Consider the following 20,871-nt stretch of genomic DNA (forward strand, 5'->3'; position numbering starts at 1 on the left):
TCTGAGGCATTGGGCCGTCAGTAGAACCACATACCAGGATAGCGCCGTCCATCTGAGCCGCACCGGTGATCATGTTTTTCACATAGTCGGCGTGTCCAGGGCAGTCTACGTGTGCGTAGTGACGGCTCGGGGATTCGTATTCAACGTGGGAAGTTGAGATGGTGATACCACGCTCACGCTCTTCCGGTGCGTTGTCGATACCTTCAAAGGCAACCAGTTCGCCGCCCCATACTTCTGCACATACGCGGGTCAGCGCTGCAGTCAGAGTGGTTTTACCATGGTCAACGTGACCGATGGTGCCTACGTTTACGTGCGGTTTGGAACGCTCAAACGTTTCCTTAGCCATAAAACACCTCGTATTAAATTTATGTGATTAATATCTGTTGATAATTGCTTCGGCCACGCTTGCAGGTGCTTCCGCATATTTTTCAAATTCCATCGAATAAGTCGCACGCCCCTGAGACGCTGAGCGCAGATCGGTTGCGTAACCGAACATTTCTGCCAGCGGCACCAGTGCATCAACCACTTTTCCGGATGGTGTATCTTCCATGCCATTGATCAGGCCACGACGGCGGTTGAGATCACCCACCACGTCACCCATGTAATCTTCCGGCGTCACAACCTCAACCTTCATCATCGGCTCCATCAACACAGGAGAAGCTTCCTGGCCGAGTTTTTTAGTAGCCTGAGATGCAGCGATTTTAAACGCCATTTCGTTGGAGTCGACATCATGGAAAGAGCCGTCGAACAGAGTCGCCTTCAGACCGAGCAGCGGATAACCCGCTATCACGCCGTTTTTCATCTGCTCTTCAATGCCTTTTTCAACCGCCGGGATGTATTCACGCGGAATCGCACCACCGGTGATTTCATTCACAAATTCCAGACCTTCTTCAGACTCATCAGAAGGCTCAAAACGCACCACCACATGGCCAAACTGACCACGACCGCCGGATTGCTTGGCAAACTTGTGATTAATTTCGACGGTTTGAGTAATTTTTTCGCGGTACGCCACCTGAGGCTTACCAACATTACACTCAACCTTGAATTCACGCTTCATGCGGTCAACGATGATATCCAGGTGCAATTCACCCATACCAGAAATAATGGTCTGGCCGGATTCTTCATCGGTTTCCACACGGAAAGACGGGTCTTCCTGAGCCAGCTTGCCCAGCGCCACACCCATTTTTTCCTGATCGGCCTGAGAACGTGGCTCAACCGCCACCGAAATAACCGGTTCCGGGAATTCCATACGCTCCAGGGTAATGCGGTTCTTCTGATCCTGGTCGCACAAGGTATCACCGGTAGTGACGTCTTTAAGACCGATCAGCGCGGCGATATCGCCGGCGCGAACCTCTTTGATTTCTTCCCGCGAATTAGCGTGCATCTGCACCATACGGCCAACACGCTCACGCTTGCCGCGCACCGTGTTCCATACCGCATCACCGGAATTCAGCACGCCGGAATACACCCGGATAAAGGTCAGCGTGCCAACAAACGGGTCGGTAGCAATTTTAAATGCCAAAGCGGAGAAAGGTTCTTCATCGGAGGCGTGGCGTTCGGCGACGGTTTCATCTTTGTCTTCGAGCACACCTTCGATCGCCTTCACCTCGGTCGGTGACGGCATAAATTCGATAACAGCGTCCAGTACCGCCTGCACACCTTTATTTTTAAAGGCTGAGCCACAGGCTACCAGAACCACTTCATTTGCCAGCGTTAACTGACGCAGCGCCGCTTTGATTTCTTCTTCCGACAGATCACCTTCTTCCAGGTACTTATCCATCATTTCGTCAGAAGCATCGGCAGCCGCTTCGAGCATGTGCTCACGCCATCCAGCAGCGACATCAACCAGTTCAGCAGGAATCTCTTCATAACTGAAGGTCATGCCCTGGTCTTCTTCGCTCCACATAATGGCTTTCATTTTGATCAGATCAACGACACCACGAAACTCGTCCTCGGAGCCGATATTGATCTGAATCGGGACTGCATTAGCACCAAGGCGCTTTTTCAGTTGCTCAACCACCATAAAGTAGTCGGCACCCGTGCGGTCCATTTTATTGACGAATACCATGCGGGGCACTTCGTATTTGTCCGCCTGGCGCCAGACCGTTTCAGTCTGCGGCTGAACACCAGAAGAACCACAAAGTACCACCACAGCACCATCAAGAACCCGCAGCGACCGTTCAACCTCGATGGTGAAGTCAACGTGCCCCGGGGTGTCAATAATATTGACCCGATGTTGCTCAAACTGCTGTGCCATGCCCGACCAGAAACAGGTGGTCGCTGCAGAAGTAATGGTAATACCACGCTCCTGCTCCTGCTCCATCCAGTCCATGGTCGCCGCACCGTCATGTACTTCACCTAATTTGTGAGATACACCGGTGTAGAACAAAATACGCTCTGTGGTTGTGGTCTTACCCGCATCCACATGCGCACAAATACCAATGTTACGGTAACGTTCAATCGGAGTAATACGTGGCACAGCTGTCTGGTCCTTTCGTCAATGACCCGAAGGTCAATTAAAAGCGATAGTGAGAGAACGCTTTGTTAGCTTCAGCCATACGGTGTACGTCTTCACGCTTCTTAACCGCAGCGCCTTTGCCTTCAGCAGCATCCATCATTTCGTTCGCCAGACGCAGAGCCATGGATTTTTCACCACGGGAACGTGCTGCATCTACCAGCCAGCGCATAGCCAGAGCCATACGACGAGCAGGACGAACTTCAACAGGAACCTGGTAAGTAGCACCACCAACACGGCGGCTCTTAACTTCTACGATTGGCTGAATAGCTTCCAGAGCGGCGTCGAATAATTCGACCGGGTTTCCACCCTGCTTGGCTTCTACAGCATCCAGTGCACCGTAAACAATTTTTTCGGCGACGGATTTTTTACCACTGATCATTACGTGGTTCATAAACTTAGCCAGAGTAACGTTTCCGAATTTCGGATCTGGCAGAATTTCGCGCTTCGCAGCGACGCGTCTTCTTGGCATGGGATAAGCCCTCTTAGGTCTTCAGGTCAGCCTGAGCATGTTGACACATTAGCTCAGCCTTACTCTTATCTGGTCGTTAAAGGCAACTTAGCCCTTAGGACGCTTAGCACCGTACTTGGAACGACCTTGCTTACGATCAGCAACGCCTGAAGTATCCAGAGTACCGCGAACAGTGTGATAACGAACACCTGGCAAGTCTTTTACACGACCGCCACGGATCAGAACAACACTGTGCTCTTGCAGGTTGTGACCTTCACCACCGATGTAGGAAGTCACTTCATAGCCATTCGTTAAACGCACACGACATACTTTACGCAGTGCCGAGTTAGGCTTTTTCGGGGTAGTGGTGTATACACGAGTACATACGCCACGACGCTGAGGACATGCCTGCAGAGCAGGTACGTCATTCTTAGCCACTTTGCGCTTACGAGGCTTACGAACCAACTGGTTGATTGTAGCCATTTAGCAAACTCCAATATTTCTCAAAATACACGTCAGAAAAATTCCGACGCAAGAAAAGGGGCCGGAAGGATAATCCTACCGGCCCGGCTCGTCAAGCGATTGATTGTTTTACAACCAAAGCTTATTTATCGCTGAAGGCTTCGCTCAGCTTGGCTTCCATATCTTCTGCAGATACGTTCAGACCAGCTGGGGTCGCTTTCAGACGTTCATTTTCGCGATCCTGACGCTTACGCTTACGCTCTTCGTGGTAAGCCAGACCAGTACCGGCCGGAATCAGACGACCAACAACCACGTTTTCTTTCAGGCCACGCAGAGTATCGACTTTACCGGTTACCGCACCTTCGGTCAGAACGCGGGTAGTTTCCTGGAACGATGCTGCAGAGATGAAGGACTCAGTCGCCAGCGAGGCTTTAGTGATACCCAACAGTACCCGTTCGCCTTTGGCTGTGATTCTGCCATCTTCTTCCAGTTTTTCGTTCTCAGCCAGGAAGTTCGAGTATTCAACCTGATCACCCGGGATAAAGGTTGAATCACCGGCTTCAGTGATCAGCACTTTACGCAACATCTGACGAACGATAACTTCGATGTGTTTATCATCGATGCCTACACCCTGCAGACGGTAAACTTCCTGAACTTCGTTGGTCACGTACATGGCCAGATCACCCACGCCTTTCAGACGCAGAATATCGTGCGGGTTGAGCGGGCCATCAGAGATGATTTCGCCCTTCTCAACCTGCTCACCTTCAAACACGTTGAGGTGACGCCACTTGTGGATCAGTTCTTCATACGGATCACCACCATCTTTCGGCGTGATCACCAGACGTTTTTTACCTTTGGTCTCTTTACCGAAGCTCACGGTACCGGAGATTTCCGCCAGGATGGCAGGCTCTTTCGGCTTACGTGCTTCAAACAGGTCAGCAACCCGTGGCAGACCACCGGTGATGTCTTTGTTACCGGAAGACTCTTGCGGGATACGTGCAATTACGTCACCCACGGATACTTCAGTACCGTCTTCATGGCTCACCAGAGCGTTGGCCGGCAGCAGATATTGCGCCGGCGCATTGGTACCTGGCAGCATCACATCATCACCAGAGGCGTCGACCAGCTTCACCATCGGACGGATATCTTTACCCGCAGCCGGACGGTCTTTAGCGTCGATCACTTCAATGGACGACAAACCGGTTAACTCGTCAGTCTGACGGTTAATGGTGATGCCCTCTTCCATACCCACGAACTGGATACGACCTTTCACCTCAGTCACAATCGGGTGAGTGTGCGGATCCCAGCTGGCCACTTTCTGACCGGCTTCAACCGCAGCACCGTCCTGTACTGAAATCACAGCACCGTAAGGCAGTTTGTACAGCTCACGCTCACGACCGTGATCATCGGCAATGGCAATGGCACCGGAACGCGATACAGCAACCAGATCACCGTTTTCACGGGTCACTGTCTTCATGTTATGCAGGCGTGCAGTACCGTTGTTTTTAACCTGTACGCTATCCGCAGCGGAAGCACGCGATGCCGCACCACCAATGTGGAAAGTACGCATGGTCAGCTGTGTACCCGGCTCACCGATCGACTGTGCAGCAATAACACCAACCGCTTCACCGACGTTCACCTGATGACCGCGACCCAGGTCACGACCGTAACAGCTGGAACAAATGCCCACTCGGCTGTCACAGGTGATCGCAGAACGTACGATCACTTCATCGATACCTTCGGCTTCGATCTTGGATACCCAGGCTTCGTCGATCAGCGTACCGGCCGGTACAACCACATCGCCTTCAGCACCTGGCTTGTAAACGTCCTGAGCGATAACACGACCCAGAATACGGTCACCCAGACCAACCACAACGTCACCACCTTCAATCAGTGGTGTCATCACCAGACCGTGCTCTGTGCCGCAGTCATGTTCGGTTACTACCAGATCCTGCGCTACGTCGACCAGACGACGAGTCAGGTAACCGGAGTTCGCAGTTTTCAGTGCGGTATCGGCCAGACCTTTACGCGCGCCGTGGGTCGAGGTGAAGTACTGCAGTACGTTCAGACCTTCACGGAAGTTCGCCACAATCGGCGTTTCGATGATGGAGCCATCCGGCTTCGCCATCAGACCACGCATACCCGCCAGCTGACGGATCTGTGCCGGGCTACCCCGTGCACCGGAGTCGGCCATCATATATACGGAGTTGAAGGATTCCTGCTCGACCTCGTTACCTTCGCGGTCGATCACACCTTCTTTACCCAGGTTATCCATCATGGCTTTCGCAACCAGCTCGTTCGCACGAGACCAGATATCGATCACCTTGTTGTATTTTTCACCGTGGGTTACCAGACCGGAAGCAAACTGGCTTTCGATCTCTTTTACTTCAGCTTCCGCGTTAGCAATGATTTCGGCTTTTTCGTCCGGAATCACAAAATCGTTCACACCAATCGAAGAACCGGACTTAGTCGCGTACTGGAAACCGGTGTACATCACCTGGTCAGCGAAGACGACGGTATCTTTCAGACCGACACGACGATAAGCCGTGTTAATCAGGCGTGAAATTGCCTTCTTCTTCATTGGCTGGTTAACCAGCTCAAACGGCAGACCTTTTGGCACAATGCCGAACAGCAGTGCACGGCCAATAGTGGTGTCGAACACTTCGGTGTTGCTGGTGATGTTGCCATCAGCATCGGCCACGTGTTCGGTAATACGCACTTTCACTCGCGCCTGCAAATGAGCAGAACCTGAGTGATAAGCACGGCTGACTTCTTCCAGGTCGGCCAGGAACATGCCTTCGCCTTTGGCGTTAACACGTTCACGGGTCATCCAGTACAGACCCAGTACCACGTCCTGAGACGGTACGATGATTGGCTCACCGTTAGCAGGAGACAGTACGTTGTTGGTCGCCATCATCAGCGCACGTGCTTCTAACTGCGCTTCGATCGTCAGCGGTACGTGTACCGCCATCTGGTCACCGTCGAAGTCAGCGTTATAGGCCGCACACACCAGTGGGTGCAGCTGAATCGCTTTACCTTCAATCAGCTGAGGCTCAAACGCCTGAATACCCAGACGGTGAAGTGTTGGCGCCCGGTTCAGCATCACCGGGTGTTCACGAATCACGTCAGCCAGGATATCCCAGACTTCTGCGGTTTCGCGCTCAACCATTTTCTTCGCCGCTTTGATCGTGGTCGCTAAACCACGGTGCTCCAGCTTGGAGAAAATGAATGGTTTAAACAGCTCCAGAGCCATTTTCTTCGGCAGACCACACTGATGCAGGCGCAGCTTAGGACCTACGGTAATTACCGAACGGCCTGAGTAGTCAACACGCTTACCCAACAGGTTCTGACGGAAACGACCCTGCTTACCTTTAATCATGTCAGCCAGAGATTTCAGCGGACGTTTGTTCGAGCCAGTGATGGCGCGACCACGACGGCCGTTATCCAGCAGCGCATCAACCGACTCCTGCAACATACGCTTTTCGTTGCGTACGATGATGTCCGGAGCATTCAGCTCCAGCAGGCGCTTCAGACGGTTGTTACGGTTGATCACCCGACGGTACAGATCGTTCAGGTCGGACGTTGCAAAACGACCGCCATCCAGTGGTACCAGTGGACGCAGATCTGGCGGCAGAACCGGCAGAACTTTCATGATCATCCACTTCGGATCATTACCCGACTGATAGAAGGCTTCTAAAATCTTCAGACGCTTCGACAGCTTTTTGATCTTGGTTTCAGAATTGGTCGCCGGAATTTCTTCCCGCAGACGCTGTACTTCTTCTTCCAGATCGATGTGGCCCAGCAAGGCTTCAATCGCTTCGGCACCCATCTTGGCGTCGAATTCGTCGCCGAATTCTTCAATCGCTTCGTAATATTGTTCGTCGCTCAGCAGCTGACCCATATCCAGAGTCGTCATACCAGGCTCAGTCACAACGAAGGACTCGTAATACAGAATCCGCTCGATATCACGCAGCGTCATATCCAGCATCAGACCGATACGGGACGGCAGTGATTTCAGGAACCAGATGTGTGCCACCGGAGACGCCAGGTCGATGTGACCCATGCGCTCACGACGTACTTTCGCCTGGGTAACTTCAACGCCACACTTCTCACAGATCACACCGCGATGCTTGAGACGTTTGTACTTACCACACAGACATTCGTAATCTTTGATCGGGCCAAAGATGCGCGCACAGAACAGACCATCACGCTCTGGCTTAAAGGTACGATAGTTAATGGTTTCCGGCTTTTTAACTTCACCAAAAGACCAGGAACGAATCATATCCGGCGAGGCGAGGCCGATGCGGATCGCATCGAACTCGTCAGCGTTGTTTTGATTACGCAGAAAATTAACTAAATCTTTCATTTTGCTTTAGCTCCACGCCCTTATTCGTTTTCCAGTTCGATGTCGATACCCAGGGAACGGATCTCTTTAACCAATACGTTAAAGGATTCCGGCATGCCCGCTTCCATACGGTGGTCGCCATCAACGATGTTTTTGTACATCTTGGTCCGGCCGGCCACGTCATCCGACTTAACGGTAAGCATTTCCTGCAACGTGTACGCAGCACCGTATGCTTCCAGTGCCCACACTTCCATCTCACCGAAACGCTGACCACCGAACTGTGCCTTACCACCCAGCGGCTGCTGAGTAACCAGGCTGTAAGAACCGGTAGAACGCGCATGCATCTTATCGTCCACCAGGTGGTTCAGTTTCAGCATGTACATGTAACCCACGGTCACCGGACGATCGAAGGCTTCACCGGTACGACCATCGTACAGGGTGACCTGACCGGAATCCGGAATATCCGCCAGACGCAACATCCGCTTGATTTCACTCTCGCGAGCACCGTCAAACGCCGGCGTTGCCATCGGCACACCGTTACGCAGGTTGTTAGCCAGTTCCATGATTTCAGCATCAGAGAAGCTGTCCAGATCTTCGATACGTCCGTCACCACCGTTGTAGATCTCGTGCAGCAGTTCGCGCAGCTTGGCGATTTCCTGCTGTTGCTTGATCATACGGTCGATCTTAACGCCCAGACCTTTGGCCGCCATACCTAAGTGAGTCTCCATGATCTGACCCACGTTCATCCGCGACGGTACACCCAGCGGGTTCAGACAGATATCAACCGTCTCACCGTTTTCGTCGTATGGCATATCTTCGATTGGCATGATTGCGGAGATAACACCTTTGTTACCGTGACGCCCTGCCATCTTATCGCCTGGCTGGATCTTACGTTTGATGGCTAAGTAAACCTTAACAATCTTCAGTACGCCCGGTGCCAGATCATCGCCGGTTTGCAGCTTACGTTTTTTGTCTTCGAACTTGTCGTCCAGTTGCTGACGACGATCAACCAGAGATTGCTCAGCCTTCTCCAGGGTTTCAACCAGCGCTTCATCCTGTGGACGAATCTTGAACCAGTCATCACCGCTCAGGTTCTGCAGGTATTCGGCCGTTAACGCCGCACCTTTCGCCAGCCCGGGAGCCGCGTTTACAGTCTGACCAACCAGCGCACGTTGCAGACGCTCGAACGTAGCGCCCTGTACGATACGCATTTCTTCGTTCAGGTCTTTGCGGATTTCATCCAGCTGAGACTGTTCAATTTCCAGTGCCCGCTGATCTTTTTCCACACCGTCACGGGTGAATACCTGTACGTCGATCACGGTACCTGTGGTGCCGGTTTTAACCCGCAGCGAGGTATCTTTAACGTCAGAGGCTTTCTCACCGAAGATGGCGCGCAGCAGTTTTTCTTCCGGCGTCAGCTGGGTTTCACCTTTTGGTGTTACCTTACCAACCAGGATATCACCTGGTTTAACTTCAGCACCGATATAAACGATACCGGACTCATCCAGCTTGTTCAGCGCAGATTCGCCAACGTTTGGAATATCTGAGGTGACTTCCTCGGCGCCCAGCTTAGTGTCACGCGCCACACAGGTCAGTTCCTGGATGTGGATCGTGGTCAGCCGGTCTTCCTGAGCAACGCGCTCAGACAACAGAATGGAATCCTCAAAGTTGTAACCATTCCACGGCATAAACGCCAGACGCAGGTTCTGACCCAGCGCCAGTTCGCCCATATCCACAGAAGGACCGTCAGCCATGACATCGCCACGCTGAACCATTTCACCGGCTTTCACCAGTGGCTTCTGGTTGATGCAGGTGTTCTGGTTAGAACGGGTGTATTTGGTCAGGTTATAGATGTCCACACCCGCTTCACCGGCCATGGTTTCTTCATCATTCACCTTAACCACGATGCGTGACGCATCTACGGAATCAATCACACCACCACGCTGTGCTACCACACATACGCCGGAATCCTGTGCAACCGCACGCTCAATACCGGTACCGACCAGCGGCTTCTCGGATTTCAGCGTAGGCACAGCCTGACGTTGCATGTTGGAACCCATCAGTGCCCGGTTAGCATCGTCGTGTTCCAGGAACGGAATCAGCGACGCCGCGATCGATACAACCTGACGCGGAGACACATCCATCAGCGTGACCGCATCCGGAGACATCATAGTGGTATCGTTCTGATGACGTACGGAAATCAGGTCGCCCTGCAGCTTGCCGTTTTCATCAGTAGGTACAGATGCCTGTGCAATCACGTAATCCGCTTCTTCAATCGCCGATACGTAGAAGATGTCGTCAGTAACAACACCATCGATGACCCGGCGGTAAGGCGTTTCCAGGAAGCCGTATTCATTGGTGCGGGCGAAGGTCGCCAGCGAGTTAATCAGACCAATGTTCGGGCCTTCCGGTGTTTCAATCGGACACACACGACCGTAGTGGGTGTTGTGTACGTCACGGACTTCAAAGCCGGCACGCTCACGGGTCAGACCGCCAGGGCCTAACGCAGAAATACGACGCTTATGAGTCACCTCAGACAGCGGGTTGTTCTGGTCCATAAACTGCGACAGCTGGGAAGAACCGAAGAATTCTTTAACGGCGGCAGCAACCGGCTTGGCGTTGATCAGATCCTGAGGCATCAGGCCTTCAGATTCTGCCATCGACAGACGCTCACGGACGGCACGCTCAACCCGCACCAGACCAACGCGGAACTGGTTTTCGGCCATCTCACCAACGGAACGGATACGACGGTTACCCAGGTGGTCGATATCGTCCACCACGCCTTTACCGTTACGGATATCGATCAGCGTGCGTAACACCGCAACGATGTCTTCTTTATCCAGTACACCGGCACCTAAAATTTCTTCACGACCGATACGACGGTTGAACTTCATACGACCCACAGCAGACAGGTCATAACGCTCATCAGTGAAGAACAGGTTTTCGAACAGCGCTTCCGCGGATTCTTTGGTTGGTGGCTCACCCGGGCGCATCATGCGATAGATTTCGACCAGCGCTTCCAGCTGATTAGTAGTCGGGTCGGTACGCAGGGTATCCGACAGGAACGGACCACAATCCAGTTCATTGGTGTAGATGGTTTCGAAACCTTCAACACCCGCTTCCGCCACGGCCGCCAGCAGGTCAGCACTGATTTCAGCGTTTGCTGCTGCCAGAACTTCACCGGTACGGGAATCAACAATATCTTTAGCGATGGCTTTGCCAAGCAGATATTCTGCCGGCACCTGCAGCTCTTCAACGCCGGCTTTTTCCAGCTGACGAATATGGCGTGCAGTAATACGACGACCACTTTCTACGATCACATTGCTGTCGTTGTCCATGATATCGAATGCCGCGGTTTCACCACGCAGACGAGATGGAATCAGTTTCAGCAAGGCGCCGTCCGCTGTCAGGCGGTAGCTGTCGTTCTCGAAGAATTCCGCCAGAATTTCTTCGGTGTTGTAGCCCAGTGCACGCAGCAGGATAGAAGCAGGCAGCTTACGGCGACGGTCGATACGCACGTAAACCAGATCCTTAGGATCAAACTCAAAGTCCAGCCAGGAACCACGGTAAGGAATAACGCGAGCGTTATACAACAGCTTACCGGAGGAGTGGGTTTTACCCTTGTCATGATCAAAGAACACACCCGGTGAACGGTGCAGCTGAGACACGATCACACGCTCAGTACCGTTAACAATGAAGGTACCGTTATCGGTCATGAGTGGCATTTCACCCATGTACACTTCTTGCTCTTTGATGTCTTTGATGGCTTTGGTGGAAGATTCTTTATCGTAAATGATTAAACGAACCTTCACACGCAGCGGCGCGGCATAAGTAACACCACGCAGCATACATTCTTTTTCGTCAAACGTAGGTGTACCGAGGCGGTAGCTTACGTATTCTAGCGCTGCATTCCCGGAGTAGCTCACGATTGGGAAAACAGATTTAAATGCAGCATGCAGACCGAGATCGTGACGATCGTCTGCGTTAGCTCCTTCTTGCAGGAACTTGCGATAAGAGTCGATTTGAATGGCCAGAAGGTATGGCACATCCATGACATTCGGTAACTTACCGAAATCCTTACGGATACGTTTTTTCTCAGTATATGAGTAAGCCATCAGTTATCCCCGGACTATTGCCCCGATTGGGTCGTCATTGGACCTGTTAACAAGCACGAGCTTGCTATTTAAGCCAGCGCAGGCTGGAAAAACACGCGATTTCCATAACGCGAAAAGGCTGGCGGGTAGATACCCGCCAGCCAGTCGTCGCATCTAGACTCTAGTGCGACAGTAACGGCATTGCAATAATGCGCAAATCACTTAACTTCAACAACCGCGCCAGCTGCTTCCAGCTCTTCTTTAGCGGCTTCAGCGTCTTCTTTAGAAACGCCTTCTTTAACAGCAGCAGGAGCGCCGTCAACGATTGCTTTAGCTTCTTTCAGGCCCAGACCAGTCAGACCGCGAACAGCTTTGATCACGTTAACTTTCTTGTCGCCTGCAGCGCTCAGGATTACGTCGAATTCGGTTTGCTCTTCTGCACCGCCAGCGTCGCCGCCAGCTGCACCGCCAGCAACTACTGCAGCAGCTGCACTAACGCCGAATTTTTCTTCCATCGCTTCGATCAGCTCAACAACGTCTTTTACAGACATTTCAGCTACAGCATTGATGATATCTTCTTTTGTCAGAGACATGAGACAATTCCTAAATTTAAAGGAGCTTTTAAATAGCTCGTTAAATCGTTTAAGAAGGTGCTAGATATTAAGCAGCTTCTGATTCTTTTTGGTCGCGGATAGCAGCAATGGTACGTACCAGCTTGCCAGCGGATGCTTCTTTCATGACGCTCATCAGTTTCGCGATAGCTTCGTCGTATGTTGGCAGGCTTGCCAGCATGTTAACGTCTACCACTTCACCTTCGAAGGCACCGGCTTTCAGTTCGAACGCATCATTACCTTTGGCAAACTCTTTAAAAATACGAGCTGCTGCACCTGGGTGCTCAGTGTTAAATGCGATCAAAGTCGGGCCAACCAGAGAGTCTTTCAGACACTCGTAGTCAGTACCTTCAACAGCACGACGGGCCAGGGTGTTACGGACAACTTTCATCCAAACACCGGCTTCACGCGCTTCTTTACGCAGAGCGGTCATGGCTTCTACTGTGACGCCACGTGAGTCGGCAACAACAGCAGAAAGAGCACCTTGAGCTGCTTCCTGGACTTCGGCGACAATCGCCTTCTTATCTTCGAGTCCTAAGGCCACGATTAACTCCTACAAGTTAAATTGAGCTCTTATGAGCCAGTCTCGGTGTGACAATTCAGAATTCTGAAGGGGCCACACACTATCTACGCAGGTAATCAATTAAGTTCGGAAAGCAATGTTTCCTCACACCTGCGGTCTTTGACAGTTACCACCGGTCAGCGTGTTTGAACGCTGCCGGCAGCAACCCCAAAGATGGTTTTGATCGTCTGCTTAGATGTCTAAAGCAGAGTGATCAACAGTCAAACCAGGACCCATAGTGGTAGACAGGGTCACTTTCTTCATGAATACGCCTTTGGCGGAAGAAGGTTTGGCTTTTTTCAGATCAGCCAGCAATGCAGTCAGGTTTTCTTTCAGTGCGTCAGCAGTGAAATCAACTTTACCGATTGTGGTGTGAATAATACCGTTTTTGTCGTTACGGTAACGAACCTGACCTGCTTTTGCGTTTTTAACCGCAGTTGCAACGTCCGGAGTTACAGTACCAACTTTCGGGTTTGGCATCAGGCCACGAGGACCCAGAACCTGACCCAGCTGACCAACAACACGCATTGCGTCAGGAGATGCGATCACAACGTCAAAGTTCAGATCGCCTTCCTTCATTTTTGCTGCCAGCTCGTCCATGCCAACTTCGTCTGCGCCGGCTTCTTTAGCCGCATCAGCGTTAGCACCCTGAGTGAAAACAGCAACACGCATAGTTTTACCGGTGCCGTTTGGCAGTACAGTAGAGCTACGTACGTTCTGGTCAGATTTACGAGCGTCGATGCCGAGGTTTACAGCAACATCAACAGACTCTTTAAATTTTGCAGCAGGCAGAGAAGCCAGTACTTCAACCGCTTCTTCTACAGAGTAAACTTTGCCAGCTTCTACTTTTTCAGCGATCAGCTTTTGGCGCTTAGTCAGCTTAGCCATTACTCAACTCCTTCCACGTTCAGACCCATTGCACGAGCAGAACCTGCGATAGTACGCACAGCAGCGTCCATATCAGCAGCGGTCAGGTCTTTCATCTTAACTTCAGCAATTTCTTCCAGCTGAGCGCGGTTTACCGTACCCACTTTCTCAGTGTTCGGACGACCAGAACCTTTCTGGATGCCAGCCGCTTTACGCAGCAGGAAGGCAGCCGGTGGAGTTTTGATCTCGAAAGAGAAAGAACGGTCGTTGTACACAGTGATGATCACTGGCACAGGTGCACCGGCTTCCATGCTTTGAGTCTGTGCGTTAAACGCTTTACAGAACTCCATAATGTTCAGACCGTGCTGACCCAGGGCCGGACCTACCGGGGGACTTGGGTTTGCTTTACCAGCACCAACCTGCAGCTTGATATAAGCTTCGACTTTCTTAGCCATGATTTACTCCAAATGGGTATAACGCCTGACGGCTTCCCGACCACCCGAAGGTGGACACCTAGTTGCGCTTACGCCGATTTTTCTACCTGAGTAAACTCAAGCTCAACCGGGGTAGAACGCCCAAAAATAGTTACCGCAACCTGTAAGCGGGATTTTTCATAATCCACACTTTCCACAACGCCATTAAAGTCGGCGAACGGACCATCAATAACACGAACCACTTCACCCGGCTCGTAGATAGTTTTGTGGGTCGGTTTTTCTGCACCATCCTGAACCCGCTGCAGAATCGCATCCGCTTCACGTTCAGTAATTGGCGCTGGTTTATCAGCAGTTCCGCCGATAAAACCCATAACACGCGGCGTCTGCTTAACCAGGTGCCACGTATCATCGTTCATTTCCATCTGCACAAGAACGTAGCCCGGATAGAACTTACGCTCGCTCTTACGCTTCTTGCCATCACGCACTTCGACCACTTCTTCGGTCGGAACCAGAACATCACCAAACTGATCCTGCATTTCATGCAGTTCAATACGCTCTTTCAGGGTGTTCTGCACACGCTTTTCGTAGCCCGAGTAGGCGTGTACCACATACCAGCGCTTTGCCATATCGATTTACCTCAGCCTACGATCAAGGACACCAGCCAACCCAGCAGAGAATCCATACCCCACAGAATTAAAGCCATCACAAACACAACAACCACGACAATCATCGTGGTTTGAGTCGTTTCCTGACGCGTCGGCCATACTACCTTGCGTCGCTCAACATTAGCCTCTTTCAGCAACTGTAAGAATGCCTGACCCTGAGATGATGTCAGCGCAATGCCCGCAGACAACAGCATCAGCAATACAACACCAAGAACCTGATACAGCAGCGGCAATTCCGCTTCGTATGCTTCCTGATACAGCCCTGGCGCCATGTAATTACCCACCACTGCGGCGGCAAAAAAGGCGATCGCCAGCAACCACTTAACGATATCAAGAGGCGATTTACTTGCTTTGCTTTCGGTACTCATCACAATTCCCTGAAGCCAAAAAAGGCAGCCGAAGCTGCCATTTAGGAATGTTGGCAGGCCAGGAGGGATTCGAACCCCCAACATGCGGATTTGGAATCCGCCGTTCTGCCAATTGGAACTACTGGCCTAAAGTTCACTCAATTAGGGCGCTGTAATATACAGCAACCTTTTTATTAATCAAGTGCTTACTCTTGATAAATCAAGAATTTTTTAGGTTTTGTCGTTTTTCACCAACCAGCGATGAAAACAACCGGGATGATCAGCCCATTCGCAACCGACCAACCCAACACATTACACCGATCCGACCGAAATATCGGCCGGACCAGGAGCAACTTATTCGATGATGCTTGCCACAACGCCAGCACCAACAGTACGACCGCCTTCACGGATCGCAAAGCGCAGACCTTCGTCCATCGCGATTGGTGCGATCAGCTCAACCGCCAGAGTTACGTTGTCACCTGGCATAACCATTTCAACGCCTTCTGGCAGCTCAACAGCACCGGTCACGTCAGTGGTACGGAAGTAGAACTGTGGACGGTAACCTTTGAAGAATGGCGTGTGACGGCCACCTTCGTCTTTGCCCAGTACGTATACTTCAGACTTGAACTTGGTGTGCGGAGTGATCGAACCTGGCTTCGCCAGAACCTGACCACGTTCAACTTCGTCACGCTTAGTACCACGCAGCAGAACACCAACGTTCTCACCGGCACGGCCTTCGTCCAGGATCTTACGGAACATCTCAACACCAGTACAAGTAGTGGTGGTGGTCTCTTTGATACCAATGATCGCAACTTCTTCACCAGTGCGTACGATACCGCGCTCAACACGACCGGTAACAACGGTACCACGACCCTGGATAGAGAATACGTCTTCGATTGGCATAATGAAGTCGCCGTCGATCGCACGCTCTGGCTCTGGGATGTATTCGTCCAGAGTTTCTACCAGCTTCTTAACCGCGGTAGTACCCATTTCGTTGTCGTCCTGGCNCTCCAGCATCTCTGCGTATTCTTCGGAGTCTGCGCCACCGCAGTCTTCAGCCAGCAGGTCTGCTTTGTTCAGGAATACCACGATGTAAGGTACACCAACCTGACGAGACAGCAGGATGTGCTCACGCGTCTGAGGCATTGGGCCGTCAGTAGAACCACATACCAGGATAGCGCCGTCCATCTGAGCCGCACCGGTGATCATGTTTTTCACATAGTCGGCGTGTCCAGGGCAGTCTACGTGTGCGTAGTGACGGCTTGGGGATTCGTATTCAACGTGGGAAGTTGAGATGGTGATACCACGCTCACGCTCTTCCGGTGCGTTGTCGATACCTTCAAAGGCAACCAGTTCGCCGCCCCATACTTCTGCACATACGCGGGTCAGCGCTGCAGTCAGAGTGGTTTTACCATGGTCAACGTGACCGATGGTGCCTACGTTTACGTGCGGTTTGGAGCGCTCAAACGTTTCCTTTGCCATGACTCAATTCTCTTCAGTTGAGGTTTAACAGTTGTCTTAATCACATACACAAAAAGGCAGACCAACGGTCTACCTTTATGTTTTAAATAATGGTGCTGATAGGCAGATTCGAACTGCCGACCTCATCCTTACCAAGGATGCGCTCTACCGACTGAGCTATATCAGCAAACTGGAGCGGGTAGCGGGAATCGAACCCGCATCATTAGCTTGGAAGGCTAAGGTTCTACCATTGAACTATACCCGCAATCCTACAAGTAGGTTCAAACGACCAAGCCTACCTGCTTGCTCCAATAGCCGTTCCGACAGCTATCAAAAGATGGTGGTGGGGGCTGGATTCGAACCAGCGAAGCTTTCGCGTCAGATTTACAGTCTGATCCCTTTGGCCGCTCGGGAACCCCACCGAAGTGGCGCGTACTATATGAGCCAGACGCATCCCTGTCAACAACTTTTTTCTTATTTTTTATTAACTTATCTTATTTTGTGTTTGCCGGGGCTGAAACACCACAGGCCACCTGCTGCCAGCTGATATTGGCATCGCCGGCACGGATGCGTTCACGCATCTTATCGTTAAGCTGAGAGACCTGATCGATCTCGGCCCAATATTCCTGCTCTGACTTATGCATCACCCGCACATCGACCGGAATACCAAAGCCATCCACTTTTTCCTGCAGTCCGTAGGCGGAGGTTTTATTGCGGAACAACCCCAGCGACACACCTTCAGCCAGATCGCCCTGAGTAATAATGTAAGAATCAATTTTACGCTGCTGCAGCTCTTTCAGAATACGCATCGCTTCTGCCCGACTGCTGCGCGGCGGCACATGCACCCAATACTCCGACGGCTCTTCTGTTGCCACCTCAACCCGGTTAATGCGGCCATCAAGGCCCAGCGCTTCAGCACGGGCCAATAAATGCCGGGCATCCAGTTCATCGTTATAAGGGCCGGCAACGTAACACATCGGACGCACCTCAGACTTACGTCCGGCAGGCAGACGCAGTGCCTGTAACGGCTGCTCCAGCTCAGATACCAGCTGCAAGCGCCGGCTGTCGTCCGGGACTTCTATCTGTCCCGGCACCGGCTGGGGCGCCAGCGTCTGTTGCTGCCAGAACACACCCAACAGCAACAGGTTGGCAAACACTAAAGCAAAAAAGATCCAGCGCATAAGGATTCCATACCATCAAAAATCAAATGAGGCGCGTGATGTATCTCCACATCCGCCATACCGGTGAGCTCAAGCTCCCGCACCAGCCACTCGCCATCACCACCACAGATATACACCCGGTGCTGCGGATAATCCGCCAACACCGAAGCCACCAGAGCTAATGCCTGACGGCGCGCCCCGGCACTGACACAACCGAGCGTATCCTGACCCGGCAGAGTACCGGCACTTTCAGCCTCATCGGCATAAGGGTTAACCCGTTCGGTCTGGCTGAATAAAGCCCGCTGGGCCAGCTGCAGGCCAGCAACGATCCAGCCACCGAGATGGTGATGCTGTTTATTCAGCAAATCAAGCGTCAGCGCGGTTCCGGCATCAATAACCAGCACATCGTCACAACAGTGACGGGCGGCCCCCAACATCGCCAGCCAGCGATCGACCCCCAGACGCTGGCTGTCTGAGTAACAATGAACAAAATGCGGGTAGCCTGGCAGCGGTGCCGACAACCAGGTCAGCCGCTCAGCAAAGCGCTGCTGCAGTTGCTGTTGCAGCTCCGGGTGCGAGCGCACACAGGACACCACTACCCGCTCAGGAGACTGCGGCCACTTGAGTCCGGCCAGCTCCGCTTCGCTGCAACCGCCACTGCACCACTGGCCACCGGCCGCGCGATAGGCCCATTTAATCCGGCTGTTACCGATATCAAGATACAGGACGAACACTGATCTCTCCGGCCATCACCACTTCCATGCCTTTATCGCTGTGCAACATCAGCTCGCCTTTGCGGTTCACGCCTTTTACCACGCCGCGCTTTTCCTCACCGCCACCAAGAATGACGACTTCCTGATGGTGGAAAATATCGCGCTCCGACCAGTACTGCTGATACGGCGCAAAGCCCTGTTTCTGGAATTCATCCACCGCCTGCAATAATTCATCCAGCAACACAGCGGCCACCTGATTACGCGACAACTCCGGGCGGATGGTTTTCAGCGCAGCCCAGGGCTGACCAATATCTTCCGCATCTTTATCACTCAGCGATAAGTTCAGGCCAACACCAATAACCACCTGACAGTGACTATTATATTCACCGGTTACTTCCAGCAGAATGCCCGCCAGTTTTTTACCATCGGCATACACGTCGTTAGGCCACTTCAGGCCAATGCCATCAATCCCCAGCTTGACCAGCGCCCGCTCAACCGCAATAGCGGTTACCAGGCTCAGGCCTTCCAGTGCGGCAATGCCGCCGGAAAAAGACACCAATAACGACAGATAGATATTTTTACCGAACGGACTGACCCACTGACGACCACGGCGACCACGCCCGGCGGCCTGCTTTTCAGCCATAACCGCATAACGTTTGCCCATATGATCGGAGGCTTTCTGGAACAGGTAAGAGTTGGTGGAATCAACATCCAGCAGCACTTCGAGAATATCGAGTCGCTGACTGAGCTGCATGCGGATTTGCTCCGGCTGCAGCAGTTCAATTTCATCGTGTAAGCGGTAACCTTTGCCTTTAACCGATGAATAAGGAATATCCAGTTCATCCAGTTTTTTCAGCTGCTTCCACACCGCCGCCCGGGAGACACCCAAACGTTCACCCAGCTCTTCACCGGAATGAAACTGACCATCAGCCAGCAGGTTTAATAATTGATTTAACACGGTTGCCTCCCACCCAGACATATCTCTGGGGAAACTATATCAAAAGAAGACAACCGGCGACGGATTAACGGTTAACAGCCACCTCCGGATCCACCTGACGGGCCGCGCGTTTTTGCCTGGCGCGACGCTTGGCGGATTGTTTGCTCCACCACACTGACACACCGGTATAACCCAGCCATAACGCCACCAGTCCGGATAAACACCAGATCAGCTTCACCAGCACACCGCCAAAGTCACCGAAGTGCAAGCGCCGGAAACTGTCATCGATCTTCACCAATACACCCTGGTTGCGTATGTCACGACGATCGAGCAACTCGCCACTCTGCGCATCAAACGTCACCTGGTTGGCGTACTGACTCAGCAGCGGGTTGGCGGCAGACACATCGCCATAAAACACAAACGGCCGCTGCGGGTTATAAGGCAAAGAAATATACGTCGCCCTGAAGCCGTCGATGGCCGCTTCCGCCTGTTGCTGCAAGCGGTCGAATGACAACTCATCGTTATACAGCCGCCCCTGCAGGTGATATTCAGCACTGTCATCATGCACCAGCCCCTCCTGAACCAGATGCATAATATTCCAGTACGCGCCGGTAAAACCCAGTATCAGAAATACCGGAGCCAGCGTCATACCGAAACTGGAATGGGTATCGACATACATAGTGGTGCGCGCTGCAGTTAACCGCAGCCGCAGCAGGTTTTTCCAGAAGCGACGATAAATAAATAAACCACTGAGACCGAGTAACAACAGCAGTGACGAGGCGATGGCTGAAATCAGCAACCCCACATGATCCAGCAACAAGGTGTAGTGCAGCTCCAGCAACCAGTCGGTAAAGTAGCTGGTTGCCAGGGCCGGGGGCGATAAGATCTCTCCGCGGTAACCATCGACATAGACATGGTGCCATTCATGCCCGCCCTGCGGAATCAGGTAAACCACATCCGCCCGCTCGGGCTGCTGAAATAATACCCAGCCGCTGATTTCGTAATCGGGTAACTGCTGATTAATCCGGCGGCGTAATTCATCCAGCTCCAGGCGCTGCTCCAACACATCAACCTGCACCATATCGTCACGCAGCAGAGCATCAATTTCGTATTTAAAAACCAGCAGGGCACCGGTAAAACAGCTGATCAACAGCGGCACCAGAGCCACCAGCCCGAGCCAGGTATGAATTTTCATCAGCCATTGGCGCTTTTTCATAACTTTTCTCCGGAACGCAAAAACCACAGCC

General features: G+C 52.2%; 17 protein-coding genes and 4 tRNA genes. All 21 read right to left on the minus strand.

The genetic code is table 11. From position 1 onward, the window contains the following. The coding region (locus ACFOMG_RS03330) for a GTP-binding protein (protein WP_376864803.1) at nt 1-346 on the minus strand (346 nt) is incomplete at its 3' end. Nucleotides 347-373: 27 nt separating this feature from the next. Continuing rightward, nucleotides 374-2,479, minus strand: a complete 2,106-nt coding sequence (gene fusA, locus ACFOMG_RS03335) for an elongation factor G (protein ID WP_376864804.1) — start codon at nt 2,477-2,479, stop codon at nt 374-376. 37 nt (nt 2,480-2,516) lie between these two features. Further along, a complete protein-coding gene (gene rpsG / locus ACFOMG_RS03340) occupies nt 2,517-2,987 on the minus strand; it encodes a 30S ribosomal protein S7 (RefSeq protein WP_376864805.1) in 471 nt (156 codons plus the stop codon). An 87-nt stretch (nt 2,988-3,074) separates the two neighbouring features. Next, nucleotides 3,075-3,449, minus strand: a complete 375-nt coding sequence (gene rpsL, locus ACFOMG_RS03345; RefSeq protein WP_376864806.1) for a 30S ribosomal protein S12 — start codon at nt 3,447-3,449, stop codon at nt 3,075-3,077. Nucleotides 3,450-3,570: 121 nt separating this feature from the next. Next, on the minus strand, nt 3,571-7,794 hold the full coding sequence (rpoC, locus tag ACFOMG_RS03350) for a DNA-directed RNA polymerase subunit beta' (protein WP_376864807.1): 4,224 nt from the start codon (nt 7,792-7,794) through the stop codon (nt 3,571-3,573). A 20-nt stretch (nt 7,795-7,814) separates the two neighbouring features. Further along, nucleotides 7,815-11,888: a DNA-directed RNA polymerase subunit beta gene (gene rpoB / locus ACFOMG_RS03355; protein ID WP_376864808.1), complete on the minus strand. Its 4,074-nt coding sequence runs from the start codon at nt 11,886-11,888 to the stop codon at nt 7,815-7,817. A gap of 197 nt (nt 11,889-12,085) precedes the next feature. Next, nucleotides 12,086-12,460 carry a 50S ribosomal protein L7/L12 gene (gene rplL, locus ACFOMG_RS03360; protein WP_376864809.1) on the minus strand — a complete coding sequence of 125 codons (375 nt, stop codon included), beginning with the start codon at nt 12,458-12,460 and terminating at the stop codon, nt 12,086-12,088. A gap of 67 nt (nt 12,461-12,527) precedes the next feature. Next, complete coding sequence (gene rplJ, locus ACFOMG_RS03365; RefSeq protein ID WP_376864810.1) at nt 12,528-13,022, minus strand: 50S ribosomal protein L10; 495 nt, start codon at nt 13,020-13,022, stop codon at nt 12,528-12,530. A gap of 210 nt (nt 13,023-13,232) precedes the next feature. Continuing rightward, entirely contained in the window at nt 13,233-13,928 is a 696-nt protein-coding gene (gene rplA / locus ACFOMG_RS03370) for a 50S ribosomal protein L1 (RefSeq protein ID WP_376864811.1), read from the minus strand. Then, a complete protein-coding gene (rplK, locus tag ACFOMG_RS03375; protein ID WP_376864812.1) occupies nt 13,928-14,362 on the minus strand; it encodes a 50S ribosomal protein L11 in 435 nt (144 codons plus the stop codon). Before rplK ends, rplA begins: the two co-directional genes overlap by 1 nt. Before the next feature lie 68 nt (nt 14,363-14,430). Then, nucleotides 14,431-14,967 (minus strand): transcription termination/antitermination protein NusG, encoded by a 537-nt coding sequence (nusG, locus tag ACFOMG_RS03380; RefSeq protein WP_376864813.1) that lies wholly within the window; start codon nt 14,965-14,967, stop codon nt 14,431-14,433. 11 nt (nt 14,968-14,978) lie between these two features. Next, nucleotides 14,979-15,374 (minus strand): preprotein translocase subunit SecE, encoded by a 396-nt coding sequence (gene secE / locus ACFOMG_RS03385; protein ID WP_376864814.1) that lies wholly within the window; start codon nt 15,372-15,374, stop codon nt 14,979-14,981. A 51-nt stretch (nt 15,375-15,425) separates the two neighbouring features. Then, nucleotides 15,426-15,502: transfer RNA gene (locus ACFOMG_RS03390), tRNA-Trp, on the minus strand. Nucleotides 15,503-15,707: 205 nt separating this feature from the next. After that, a complete protein-coding gene (tuf, locus tag ACFOMG_RS03395) occupies nt 15,708-16,835 on the minus strand; it encodes an elongation factor Tu (RefSeq protein ID WP_376864815.1) in 1,128 nt (375 codons plus the stop codon). A 90-nt stretch (nt 16,836-16,925) separates the two neighbouring features. Continuing rightward, nucleotides 16,926-17,001: transfer RNA gene (locus tag ACFOMG_RS03400), tRNA-Thr, on the minus strand. 4 nt (nt 17,002-17,005) lie between these two features. Further along, nucleotides 17,006-17,079 (minus strand) — tRNA-Gly (locus ACFOMG_RS03405). 73 nt (nt 17,080-17,152) lie between these two features. Beyond that, a tRNA-Tyr gene (locus ACFOMG_RS03410) sits at nt 17,153-17,236 on the minus strand. 72 nt (nt 17,237-17,308) lie between these two features. Then, the gene (locus ACFOMG_RS03415; protein ID WP_376864816.1) at nt 17,309-17,995 is read right to left on the minus strand and encodes an SPOR domain-containing protein; all 687 of its coding nucleotides are present in this window, start codon (nt 17,993-17,995) and stop codon (nt 17,309-17,311) included. Next, complete coding sequence (locus ACFOMG_RS03420; RefSeq protein WP_376864817.1) at nt 17,971-18,708, minus strand: type III pantothenate kinase; 738 nt, start codon at nt 18,706-18,708, stop codon at nt 17,971-17,973. The genes ACFOMG_RS03415 and ACFOMG_RS03420 overlap by 25 nt, the downstream gene beginning before the upstream one ends. Next, nucleotides 18,689-19,645, minus strand: a complete 957-nt coding sequence (gene birA / locus ACFOMG_RS03425) for a bifunctional biotin--[acetyl-CoA-carboxylase] ligase/biotin operon repressor BirA (RefSeq protein WP_376864818.1) — start codon at nt 19,643-19,645, stop codon at nt 18,689-18,691. The genes ACFOMG_RS03420 and birA overlap by 20 nt, the downstream gene beginning before the upstream one ends. A gap of 64 nt (nt 19,646-19,709) precedes the next feature. Further along, complete coding sequence (locus tag ACFOMG_RS03430; protein ID WP_376864819.1) at nt 19,710-20,840, minus strand: PepSY-associated TM helix domain-containing protein; 1,131 nt, start codon at nt 20,838-20,840, stop codon at nt 19,710-19,712. Between the last annotated feature and the right edge of the window lie 31 nt (nt 20,841-20,871).

Source organism: Bacterioplanoides pacificum (genome assembly GCF_042648445.1).
GTDB classification, from domain to species: domain Bacteria; phylum Pseudomonadota; class Gammaproteobacteria; order Pseudomonadales; family Oceanobacteraceae; genus Bacterioplanoides; species Bacterioplanoides pacificum.